The sequence below is a fragment of the Nosocomiicoccus massiliensis genome, from assembly GCF_000438455.1.
GTDB classification, from domain to species: Bacteria; Bacillota; Bacilli; order Staphylococcales; family Salinicoccaceae; genus Nosocomiicoccus; species Nosocomiicoccus massiliensis.
The window spans coordinates 1-11,262 of the sequence record NZ_CAVG010000021.1 but is presented as its reverse complement, the minus strand read 5'-3'; the positions used below and the strand labels follow the sequence as shown (position 1 = coordinate 11,262).

At 36.8% G+C, this 11,262-nt stretch carries 17 protein-coding genes; 12 read left to right on the top strand and 5 right to left on the bottom strand.

Translation table 11 applies throughout. The annotated features are described in order from the left end of the window. The first annotated feature begins 281 nt into the window (after window positions 1–281). Genes TJ68_RS01000 through TJ68_RS00990 form a run of 3 tightly spaced genes read left to right on the top strand, consistent with a single transcriptional unit; the run spans window position 282 to window position 1,368 of the window. Window positions 282–581 (top strand): DUF4298 domain-containing protein, encoded by a 300-nt coding sequence (locus TJ68_RS01000; protein ID WP_040928258.1) that lies wholly within the window; start codon window positions 282–284, stop codon window positions 579–581. A gap of 36 nt (window positions 582–617) precedes the next feature. Then, window positions 618–1,130, top strand: coding sequence for a hypothetical protein (locus TJ68_RS00995; RefSeq protein ID WP_040928257.1), 513 nt, complete (start codon window positions 618–620; stop codon window positions 1,128–1,130). Between the two features lie 4 nt (window positions 1,131–1,134). Then, window positions 1,135–1,368 carry a hypothetical protein gene (locus tag TJ68_RS00990; RefSeq protein WP_040928256.1) on the top strand — a complete coding sequence of 78 codons (234 nt, stop codon included), beginning with the start codon at window positions 1,135–1,137 and terminating at the stop codon, window positions 1,366–1,368. A 23-nt stretch (window positions 1,369–1,391) separates the two neighbouring features. Here the strand turns inward: TJ68_RS00990 and TJ68_RS00985 are convergent, their stop codons facing one another. Continuing rightward, the gene (locus TJ68_RS00985) at window positions 1,392–2,390 is read right to left on the bottom strand and encodes an NAD(P)/FAD-dependent oxidoreductase (protein WP_040928255.1); all 999 of its coding nucleotides are present in this window, start codon (window positions 2,388–2,390) and stop codon (window positions 1,392–1,394) included. A gap of 91 nt (window positions 2,391–2,481) precedes the next feature. On the opposite strand from TJ68_RS00985, the gene dinB reads away from it, so the two are divergent. Both dinB and map read left to right on the top strand, forming a co-directional pair. Next, window positions 2,482–3,555, top strand: coding sequence for a DNA polymerase IV (gene dinB, locus TJ68_RS00980; protein WP_040928260.1), 1,074 nt, complete (start codon window positions 2,482–2,484; stop codon window positions 3,553–3,555). A gap of 49 nt (window positions 3,556–3,604) precedes the next feature. After that, window positions 3,605–4,357: a type I methionyl aminopeptidase gene (map, locus tag TJ68_RS00975; RefSeq protein ID WP_040928254.1), complete on the top strand. Its 753-nt coding sequence runs from the start codon at window positions 3,605–3,607 to the stop codon at window positions 4,355–4,357. A gap of 41 nt (window positions 4,358–4,398) precedes the next feature. On the opposite strand, the gene TJ68_RS00970 is transcribed toward map, so the two are convergent. From TJ68_RS00970 to TJ68_RS00955, 4 genes are read right to left on the bottom strand one after another with little or no spacing between them, the layout of a single operon-like run. After that, entirely contained in the window at window positions 4,399–4,956 is a 558-nt protein-coding gene (locus TJ68_RS00970; RefSeq protein WP_040928253.1) for a beta-class carbonic anhydrase, read from the bottom strand. After that, window positions 4,953–5,942, bottom strand: a complete 990-nt coding sequence (locus TJ68_RS00965; protein ID WP_052327230.1) for a YihY/virulence factor BrkB family protein — start codon at window positions 5,940–5,942, stop codon at window positions 4,953–4,955. Before TJ68_RS00965 ends, TJ68_RS00970 begins: the two co-directional genes overlap by 4 nt. After that, entirely contained in the window at window positions 5,939–6,157 is a 219-nt protein-coding gene (locus TJ68_RS00960; protein ID WP_040928252.1) for a hypothetical protein, read from the bottom strand. The genes TJ68_RS00965 and TJ68_RS00960 overlap by 4 nt, the downstream gene beginning before the upstream one ends. Window positions 6,158–6,206: 49 nt before the next feature. Next, entirely contained in the window at window positions 6,207–6,527 is a 321-nt protein-coding gene (locus TJ68_RS00955) for a hypothetical protein (RefSeq protein WP_040928251.1), read from the bottom strand. Between the two features lie 146 nt (window positions 6,528–6,673). On the opposite strand from TJ68_RS00955, the gene TJ68_RS00950 reads away from it, so the two are divergent. The 7 genes from TJ68_RS00950 to TJ68_RS00925 form a co-directional block, all read left to right on the top strand. Next, the gene (locus TJ68_RS00950) at window positions 6,674–6,871 is read left to right on the top strand and encodes a DUF1128 family protein (RefSeq protein ID WP_040928250.1); all 198 of its coding nucleotides are present in this window, start codon (window positions 6,674–6,676) and stop codon (window positions 6,869–6,871) included. A 13-nt stretch (window positions 6,872–6,884) separates the two neighbouring features. Next, window positions 6,885–8,111, top strand: coding sequence for an aminopeptidase (locus TJ68_RS00945; RefSeq protein WP_040928249.1), 1,227 nt, complete (start codon window positions 6,885–6,887; stop codon window positions 8,109–8,111). A 75-nt stretch (window positions 8,112–8,186) separates the two neighbouring features. Continuing rightward, a complete protein-coding gene (locus TJ68_RS08315) occupies window positions 8,187–8,363 on the top strand; it encodes a hypothetical protein (protein WP_155974665.1) in 177 nt (58 codons plus the stop codon). Between the two features lie 63 nt (window positions 8,364–8,426). After that, a complete protein-coding gene (locus TJ68_RS00940; RefSeq protein WP_040928248.1) occupies window positions 8,427–8,930 on the top strand; it encodes an acyl-CoA thioesterase in 504 nt (167 codons plus the stop codon). Between the two features lie 9 nt (window positions 8,931–8,939). Then, on the top strand, window positions 8,940–9,713 hold the full coding sequence (locus TJ68_RS00935) for a regulatory protein RecX (RefSeq protein ID WP_040928247.1): 774 nt from the start codon (window positions 8,940–8,942) through the stop codon (window positions 9,711–9,713). After that, entirely contained in the window at window positions 9,703–10,017 is a 315-nt protein-coding gene (locus TJ68_RS00930; RefSeq protein WP_040928246.1) for a YfhH family protein, read from the top strand. The genes TJ68_RS00935 and TJ68_RS00930 overlap by 11 nt, the downstream gene beginning before the upstream one ends. Continuing rightward, a partial coding sequence (locus TJ68_RS00925; protein WP_040928245.1) for a P-loop NTPase family protein occupies window positions 10,017–11,262 on the top strand: 1,246 nt, incomplete at its 3' end. The genes TJ68_RS00930 and TJ68_RS00925, both read left to right, overlap by 1 nt.

The following is an 11,262-nucleotide window of genomic DNA, read 5'->3' as shown; positions in this document are numbered from 1 at the left end:
GGTTTTTCATCTTGTTAAATTAACTGGGGTGCTTTTTACGCAAACGCCCGTTGTGTAAACGAAATAAATATAATTTGATACAAACGCGAAATACGTCAAAGACCACGCGGATAATTTAACAGAAACGCTCTAATCGTCAACGAACGCGCACCCCTTTTAACGCAAACGCGATTTGCGTAAAATTAACCCACCACAACCTACACTCAACCAAAAATCATAGAACAATTCACCGACTCTTAGTGGTATACTTAAATTAATTCTATTGTATAGGGTGTGTTGGCATGAAAAAAGATGTTATTCGTTATGAAGAGATTTTAAACCGTAGTGCAGATCTTAAGGATGAAATGCAAAGTCTCCTTGAAAAGTTCGAAGAGAATTTAGATGAATATAATGCACTGAAAAATTATTATGGTAGTCAGGAATATTTAAACGACCTCGAAGTGTCGAATACGACTGATGAATACGATGATATCAACCAAGGTGTATTGTCTGAAGATGCAGTGTTTAACCTAATTGGTGAGATGTATCATTTAAATGTCGATATGCTAGAAGTTGCTGCGAAATATTTAAGAACTCATTAAGAAAACCGAATTGAAATAAATTGAGGAGGGACGTTCATGAAGCATTATTATTTTGAAGTGGAGAGACGACACCGCGAAAGCCACGTCTATATTACGAACGAAGCGAGTCAGAAGATTGGTGAAATTATCTTAAACCCGCGTGAAAAGTTCGATAAGGAACATAGCTTTTTGTTTCATTATGCAGACGGTGAAAGTTACTTTTTAGGACTACGTCAGCGCCGCTTTAAAGATATGAACGTCGCTCGTTATGAATTATTTACAGATGATGAGAAGTTTAAATTTAGAGAAAGAAAAATACATAATATAATGAATTTTCGAGTCGATGGGGTGATTGACGATTCGAATTATTCATTTACAGAACGTGTGGCGAATACGCTAGAGATGGTTAAAGAAGATGTGACGATTGGTCGTATTACTGAAGATGAAATCGTCGTAAACGATCATACGCTACGCGTTGAAGAGAGTACGTTATTTTTAATGTACTTCATGTTTAAATTATATAAACGTGAACCGGTAAGTTTTAAAAAGTACCTTTATAATATGGGGTGACATCATGTCTTTATTAGTGTTAAGTTTTATAATCCCGTTAGTTGGTGTCTTTTTACCGATTTTTATGGAAAATGATTTCGGATGGACACTGACAATTTTATTTTCAGTGCTCGGCGTACTGTTTAGTGCGACAAGTGTAAAAGAACGAAGAGATAAATGGGCGGTTATTGCCTTATTATTAAACGTCGTAGCACTTGTTTACGCAGCATATGTGACGACTCAATTTTTTATGAGCTGATAATTTATCAGCTCATTTTTTGTTTATAAATAACTATACTTATTTATATCGAGTTCAGCATCGTTAAAAATAAGAGTGTCTGCAATTACTTTTCCTAAAAATGGAGCAGCTGTTAATCCGCTTGATCCGAGACCATTCGCGACAAATGTTTTTTCATCGACAAATCCAATGAACGGTAAGAAGTCTCTTGTATATGGACGAAGTCCAACTTTCATAAACTGATCCACAATTTCTATATCAGGATAGAACTCTTGAAATACGCTCAATAGATACTCCTCATTTTCTTTTGTCGGAGTAACGTCAAAGCTTTCCGTATCAATATGTGTCGTACCGATAGCGAAGTGGTTTTTACTTAAGTTAACGATATAATGACTTCTATGAATGACGACCGGAAGATGTTCAAAGTCACCAGAAGTTTTCACATGTAAAATCTCGGCCTTTTGATGACTGACTTTTGGTTCGAAAGGTTGTTCGGCGCCGTATGCACCGGTTGCGTATATTTTAAAATCATCATCGTTTGGAATGTATGTTTCATTTTTAATCGTGCCACCTGATTTTAAATATGCATCTTTTAATGCGTGTAAAAGTGCATCACCTTTAACTTGCATCGCACCTTCAACGAATATGTTATAGTACTCGTCGTTTAAGTACTCTACAGGCGCATCTTCTGACACAGAAATCATTTCTTCGTATACGTCGTTATTTTTTTGAATACGTTTCAGCGCTTTACTGTATTTCTTTTCGTCATCGAATAAAATGTACGCACCGTTACGTTCAAATGATGGATCAACCGATGATACTTTAGCGAGTGTTTCAATAAACTCTGGATAATACCTCGCACTTTTAGTGACCATATCGAGCCATAACTTGTTTCGTCTTTGACTGACCCATGGACAGATGATGCCAGCTGAAGCGTTCGTCGCTTGTCCTTCATCTTGTCGGTCGTACACAATTGTATTTGTATATTGTTGTAAGTGGTAGGCGATTGACATACCCATAATACCGCCGCCGATAATAATCATAATGATTCCTCCTAATAGTATTATAACGATAAACTTCTAGATTTAAATTTAGAACAAACGTTCGATTTTTGGTATACTATTGTTGGTGAGGATAATGGAGCGACGGATTATTCATATAGATATGGACGCTTTTTATGCACAAGTTGAACAAAACGATAATCCAAAATTAAAAGGGAAACCGGTCATCGTTGGTGGACGGTCTTTTAGTCGTGGCGTCGTTTCGACCGCGAGTTACGAAGCGCGTAAATACGGTGTGCATAGTGCGATGGCAATGAGTCGCGCGCATCAGTTGTGCCCGGACGGAATTTTTTTACGTGCGCGATTTAACAGATATCGTGAAGTGTCGAGTCAAATTATGGATATCTTTTTATCTTACACAGAGATCGTTGAACCATTAAGTTTAGACGAAGCATACCTCGATATTACGCATTTAGTGAGTAAATCAAGACCTGCAAAATCGATTGCGTTACAAATTCAACACGATATTTTTGAAAAAACAGGACTCACATCTAGTAGTGGGATTTCATATAACAAATATCTCGCAAAACTCGCTTCAGGCATGAATAAACCAAGCGGTACAACAGTGATTGACTACGACAATGTCGACGAAATTTTAATGAGCCTGGATATCGGTGATTTTCCAGGAGTCGGTAAAGTGACGCAAGAAAAGATGCACCGACTTAAAATATTTAACGGACAAGATTTATACGACAAAGATGAAAATTTTTTAATCTCTCATTTTGGAAAAAGAGGGAGAAGTCTATATGAAAAAGCACGAGGAATTGGAACGAATCAACTCGATTACGAGCGTGAACGTAAATCTGTAGGTAAAGAAACGACATTTAGTTACGATAGAAATGACGATGAAGAAATGGTCCGTGTTTTAAAAGATTTGTCGGAACAAGTATCCGTACGTCTTGAAGATAAAAAACTATGTGGACGCGTCGTCACTGTAAAAATTCGTCACGACGATTTTACAGTTCATACAAAACAAACAGGGACGAGTAATCCAATATTTCGGACAGAAGATATATATGAAGTTGCGCATCATTTGTATTACGAGTTAAAAGATCCGACGATACCGATTCGTTTAATCGGCGTCACTGTTTCGGACTTAGAAAAACGATCGTATCGGAACATGACAATATACGACTTTTTAAAATAAAATATGATTTGTTATACTATATGAATATAGAAAAAAGCGAGGGTTTAAAGTGATAGTTGAAACAGATAAAGAACTAGAAGGATTAAAAGAAATCGGTCAAATTTGTGGACGTGTCTTAAAAGAGACAATCGAGTACACAAAAGTAGGGATGACGACAAAAGAAGTCGACGACTATGCAGGTGCTTTACTCAAAAAATACGGTGCAAAAAGTGCACCGATTACTGAATATGACTTCCCAGGATATACGTGCATTAGTATTAACGAAGAAGTAGCACACGGTATTCCAGGTAAACGAGTCATTAAAGATGGAGATCTCGTAAATATTGACGTCTCTGCAATGAAAGACGGTTTTTATGCAGACACAGGTTTATCATTTGTCGCTGGAGAAGTGGATGATGAACAAAAGCAAAAAGTTATCGACGTTGCTGAACTGGCATTTGACGAAGCGATGAAAAAAGTAAGACCAGGAGCGAAACTATCTCAAATTGGACGTGTAGTGCATAATACAGCACGTAAACATAATATGACCGTCATTAAGAACTTAACAGGGCACGGAGTTGGATATAGTTTACACGATGAACCACAGCACGTTTTAAACTATTATGATGCATCGGATAAGACTATTCTTAAAGAAGGTATGGTGCTTGCGGTTGAACCATTTATTTCAACGAAAGCAACACTCGTATATGACGGAAAAGATGACTGGGCATTTGAAACAAAAGACGGTAGTTATGTCGCTCAAAAAGAGCATACGATTATGGTCACTAAAGATGGCCCAGTATTACTCACTGAAGTTGAGTAACAAAAAGACGATCAAACTTAAAGTTTGATCGTCTTTTTCTTTTAGTAATCGTTATGAATGACTTCTACAGCACCTGTTTCAGGGTCCATGACAAGACCGTGAACAGGCACATTTTTATCCATTAACGGATGTTGTTTAACAATTTTGATGTTTTCCGCTACACTTTCTTCTACGCTATCAAAGCCTTGTAACCAGTCGACGACGTCGATTCCTGAATGCATTAAAGTATTAATCACTTCTTCACTGACACCGCGGGCATGCATTTCTTTTAAAATTGGTTCAGGCTTTAACGCGCCGAAGCCGCAGTCGTTATGGCCCATAATGATCACTTCTTCAACACCGAGCATATACACAGCGACGAGTATACTTCTCATCGTACTGCCGTATGGGTGTGTAATCATTGCACCAGCATTTTTGACTTGTTTAATATCGCCATTTTTAAGGCCAAGCGCTTTATAAGTTAACTCTGTCAGTCTAGAGTCCATACATGAAACGATCAGCACTTTTTTATCTGGCGTTTTTGACGTTTGATAGTTTAAATAATCTTTGTGTTCTACAAATTTTTCATTGTTTTCTAATAACGTATCGAGTAATCTCATGCTTTTTCTACCTTATCTCTACTTCCGTCTTCATTGACGTTTAAGTATTCCTTATGTTTAATTGCGTTGATTTGAGCACCTAAAATTAATATGATACTCGTAATATATAGCCATAAAATTAAAATGATGACCCCTGCGATACTTCCGTATGTTGCAGAGTAGTTACTAAAGTTAGAAACATAGAAACTAAATCCGAGTGATGCGACGATGAAAAGAACTGTTGCAGTTATCGTGCCGGGTAATACAGATTTAATTTTCACTTTAATATTCGGTGCAAAAATATAAACGATTAAGAATGAAACGAATACGAGTAATACAGGAAGTAAGTTACTCACTAAGTTCCAGACAAATTTTAACTGTTCTGCATTAACAAAACCAAAAACAAAATTACCAATTTGGTTACCGAGAATCATTAACACGAACGTACCGACAATACCGAGAGCGAGTATCAGTGTAAATACTACTGATAAAATACGAGAAACAATTCCGTTACGATTATCTTCAACATCATAAGCGACGTTAAATGCACTCATTAACTGATTCATACCGTTCGATGCAGACCATAACGTTAAGAGTAAACCGATAGACAGTAATCCACCAGAACTACTCGATAGCACATCGTTTAAAATACCTGTTAGCATTCCAGAAATCTCTGATGGTGCGTATTCATTAATCAGATCTGTAAATTGGGACTGGTCGACATTAAATAACGGTATGATAGTCAGTAAAAAGATTAACGCAGGGAATATTGAAAGTAATAAATAGTACGCAAGTTGAGCTGCCATACCTGTCGTATTGTCTTTACTAAACTGGAATAACAACTTACCTAAAAATCCAGCGTCGTCTTTCACTTGCACGGGTTTATTCACCTTTGAGACGTATACAGATGATCCAGGTTTTGGAACGACTGATTGGAACGTCTGATACCCGACGAAATACTCGTGTTTTTTGTTATCTTCTTTTTGTTTTTCGTTTAACTCTTTCATGAGTTTTTTCTCTTTTTTCTTTTCGTCAGCTTCGTCTTCTTTTTTTGTTCTTTATATTCAGCCTCGGCCTTTTCTTGCTCTGTTAACGCATCTTCTTTAGCTGATGCAGTTTCACCTTTGTTGCCTTGTGCTTTATGTTCTTTGTTGTAATCATCACCGTGTTTTAACTCATTTAAAAAATCGGTGTTACGTTCACGGTTCGTTTCTTTACTCATACACATACCCCCCTATAAAAAAGAGCGCCATTCGACGCTCTATATTGTATTATTGTAGATGTTTTTGATCTTTGTTTTTATCGAAAATTGCTTTTGCATTTTTAAGTGATTCTTCAAGTTCTGGGTTGTTACGGCGAATTTCTTCGAACGTATCTTTCCAGAATAGAACCTCTTCTTTAATTTGCTCAAATTTTGATGGTTCACTTGAATTTGATGCAAATTGATTTTTTAATTCATCTGGATGTTTAGCATAGTCCATTGCTTTTTTAGAACCTTGAATGACAGATTCACGTGTGTTTTTATCTATTAGACTAACGAGTCCTCCGACTGCTGCACCTAATAAAACAGCAGGTAATAGTTTGTTTTTCATAATCCATCGTCTCCTTTAAATCTCTCAATACTTAGATATAACCATTTTAGCGAACATTTAAACGAAATAAAATATAAATCGACAGTAAACGCTATTATTTGGTAAACTTAACTTTATGATAGTACGATTCGGGAGGCCTTATAGGAATGGATAAAGTACAAATGTTAAAAGAAATCGAAGAAGCTTTGAATGTCGTCAGTAAAGGAATTTTAAGTGACGAAGAATTCCCTGACGATAAAATTGATGAATTAAGAGATTACCATCGCTACATCAAAAATCAAAAACAAATTTCACCAAAAGAACAAACGATGATCATCGACGAAATTGGTAAACTTAAAAAGTAAAGGGGTACTACATATGACAAACAACAAGTTAACAAAATACGCAGAGTTACTCGTAGATGTAGGTGTCAATATTAATGAAGGGAAACGTCTATTTATTTCAGCGACGACAGATGCGTTACCACTCGTTCGTGAAGTAACGCGTGTCGCGTATGAACGTGGGGCAGCTGAAGTCGTTACGAAACTTTCTGACGATACGTTATCACGTCTGCACGCTGAAAATCGTTCAGCTGAAGAGCTCGCAACAGTTCACCCGTGGATTGTAGAAGAGCGTATGCATTATAGCGACGAGCATGCTGGATTCTTAAGCATTATCTCAAGTTCACCAGAATTACTAAAAGGGATCGACCCGATGAAACTTAGAGAAATGCAAATCGCAAATGGTAAAGCGTTAAAAGATTTCTCTGCACGCGTGCAATCAGACTTCCATTCTTGGTGTGTCGCAGGGTATCCGTCTGTAGAATGGGCAAAACTCGTGTACCCAGACGAGACAGAAGAAGTCGCATTTGAAAAGTTATTAGATCTGATTCTTTATACAGTTCGTGCGGATCAAGAAGATGCGGTTAAAGTGTGGGAAGAACACGACAAAACGCTACACGAAAAAGTAGACATTTTAAACGATGCGAACTTAAAATCGATTCGTTTTGTGTCTGAAGGTACAGATTTAACGATCGGTTTACCTGAAGGCTATCTTTTTGCAGGTGCTTCAAGTGTTGACGCGACAGGCCGTAGCTTTATGGCAAATATGCCAACTGAAGAAGTATTCACAGCACCAGATAGAAATAACGTCAACGGATATGTGAGTAACACATTACCGTTATCACACGGTGGAAACATCGTCGATAACTTTAAATTAACGTTTAAAGACGGAAAAGTGGTCGACTTTGAAGCGGAAGTCGGTTACGAAATTTTAGAAAACATTTTAGAAACTGATGAAGGTGCACGTTACTTAGGTGAAGTGGCACTCGTGCCGTATGATTCTCCAATTAGCAACACGAATACGTTATTCTACAACACGTTATTTGATGAAAACGCGTCATGCCATATTGCGCTCGGAAGTGCGTATGCATTTAACGTTAAAAACGGAAAAGAAAAATCACGTGAAGAATTAAGCGAAATCGGTATTAACGATTCGATTACGCACGTTGACTTTATGATCGGTGGTAGTGACACTGATATTATCGGTTTAACAAAAGATGGAGAAGAAATTCAAATCTTCAAAGATGGAGACTGGAGTATTTAAAAAGTCTGCCCAGACGATTGAAATTATGGTATGATAGAAATAGTATAGGTAAGTAATGATTCGGAGGTAAAAACTATGTTCTCATTCGGATTTTTTGGAATGACATTAAGTATTTTAATCGCATTATCAATTACGTTTGTCGCTGTATTAGGATTCGGTGGAGTAATCTTCTATTATTTAGCACAAGCGTTCAACAGTGAAGACGCACTCGTTGTCGATACGAGAGAAGAAGCATTAAGCCGTAAAATTTAACACATAATTTTAGAGGAGACGATGATCTCCTCTTTTTTACTTAAAACAAATCGAGGTGACAACATGATTAAGAAAATGTCAGAATCATATTCAGTAAAGTCAGCAATTGTTTTCCCGCAACATACGAACAACTACAACACGATGTTTGGTGGCGTATTACTTTCTCAAATTGACGATATTGCAGCAATTACTGCAAGACGCCATGCAGGAACGCAAGTGTTGACTGCATCGATTGACTCGATGGACTTTTTAAAACCGATAGAGCTCGGAGATATCGTCGTATTAGAAGGCGTTGTGACGCATACAGGTACTTCATCGATGGAAATTATGGTAAAAGTATCTCGTGAAAGTCATGGGAGTAATGAAAAGAAACTTGCAGGGTTTTGTTTTATGACATTTGTAGGTGTCGATGAAAACGGTAAGCCGGTACCTGTTCCTAAAATTGAATGCGACTCAAACACACTACAATTTTTAGTCGATAGTGCAGCCGTGAGAGTGAATCGACGTAAAGAACGATTAACACATACAAAAGAGCTCGCAGCATATATTGAACAAGAACTTTTTTAGGAGGACGTTATGAAAGTAGAAAGAGTCGTGCAGTTAAAAAATAACTTTTACGACGTATACTTTAGCGATCAGTCTAAATTAAAAGTACACGAAGAATCACTCGTAAAATACGAGCTATTACCTGGTCGAATAATTTCTGAAGACATGCTAGATAATATAAAAACATCAATCGAATTCGACCGAGCATATATTAAAGCGATTCAATATATATCGTATAAAATTCGTTCCACTCAAGAAGTGATCGACTATTTAAAAGACGATTATACGGTGGATATTATTAATCAAACGATTATTCGTCTTAAAGAAGAACGATATATTGACGACGCACATTATGCGACGAGTTTAAGCAATACGATTTTTAATACGACAGATAAAGGACCAAAACACCTGGAACGTAAGTTGTTCGAAAAAAACATCGACGAAAATATTATCGTCGAAGAAGTCGAACGATTTAATGACAAAGTCGACGAAGGACGTATTCAACGAATCACTCAAAAAGAGTTAAAAAAATATAAAGGTTCGTCAAATCATTTCGAAATGAAGTTACGTCAAAAACTGATGCGTGCCGGTTATACGAACGCACATTTTGATTTTATTCCGTCAGATATTCAGTTTGACGACACTGATTATTTTGAGAAAGAATTTGAAAAATATTATAATAGATTGAAACGTAAATATGAAGGATTTCAACTAAAACAAAAACTGACGGCATCACTGATGCGTCGAGGGTTTAGTTACGATCAAATTAACGAGAAGTTAGAGGGAATTGAAGATGAATTTTAGTACGATGACGAGAGTTGAATTAGAGCGATACATTCAAGAGACACGTGAAAAAATGCGTAAAGCTGAGATGATGGGTGTCGAAAATGAATACCGCGTATTAGAGCGCCAAGCACTGATTGCGGAATGTTATATGATCGACTTATCACTCATTCAACCTGGGAAAATATATAAAGTGATTGCAAACGAAGATCACTACTTTAAAGTCGAATATTTAAAAGGTGTGTTTGCGTGGGGCTTTTACATTGGTGGAGACGAACCAGAAACAGCAATACCTGTAAGTCTACTTCAGCTGGATAAAAAGTAATGCAAGATATTATTCTTCATAAAGCGACAGGAATCGTCTACCAACATAAAGAGCGCACGAAAGACACGCGTTTCTTTTTAAAGCCAACGTATCTCATATTACGAGATATTAATACGACATTATACCGAGGAGAAGTACTCGGTATACTCGGTGATTATTCAACTTTAAAGTATTTAAAAAATGTATTTTCTGGACATTTAAAACCCGAAGAAGGTCGCGTGAAATACGACGTCTCATTTTTAAGTTTAGACGTTGAAGATCATCTTTTAAACGATAAACCTCTACATACGTTTATAGCTGAAATATTAGAAGAGTATATGACAGAGCGAAAAGTGAAAGAGTCGCTCGAAGCGTTAAAACGTCATCCACTCTTTTTTGACTACTGGGAAAACTCAGTGAGTCAATTATCGCGTCAAGATATCGCAGTGATTTTGATGGAACTATCGTCAGAAATAAAAGCCGATATTACGTTATATAATAACTTTTATCGTTATTTAAATGACGATGGTTTTAAACGATTAAAATTCATCATTAATACGTTAGAATCTCGCGAGCTCGGTGTGTTTTTACTCGAGTCGAATTTCGTACCGATTGAAAAACTTGCCAACCACTTCGTATGGCTCAGTTATGGTCAAATGCGTTTTGAAGGCACCGTTCAAAATGGTCGTAAAGTGTATAACGATTATATGAAATTACGTTCTCAAATTCGTAGTACGGATGAAGAGGCACTCTTTGATTTAGATTGGAAAGAGCGTATGTACGAACCGATGAACTTTAAACACGGATTAAAACGACGAAACCGAAAAGGTGAGTCGGTCATCGATACGTTAAACATACAAAGACTTATAATTGCGTTTGTCGTTTTCTTTACGATGGTTCTCTCATACTTTTTAGTCGTTATGGATTTTGAATTCACAAAAGAAGAGCATCCATTCGTAGAAGTTGCTGAAGAAAAAGAGGAAGAGACACAAGTCGAAAGACTGCGTTATGCGTTTATAATTAGTGACGACGTTACTGTCTATGATACGTCTATACCAAAATACGCATTAATCGCTATCGATGAATCTAATAAAAAGAATATAACGACAACGATTGATAATGAAACAGTAAAAATACCGATAGACAACGTCATATTATTTAACCCGTCGAGTATGTATGAGACGATTGATTACGATACGATGCTTCAGTATATGAATGATCAGTTTTTAGACAATCATCTATTTTATGGAAACTACTTAAACGTAG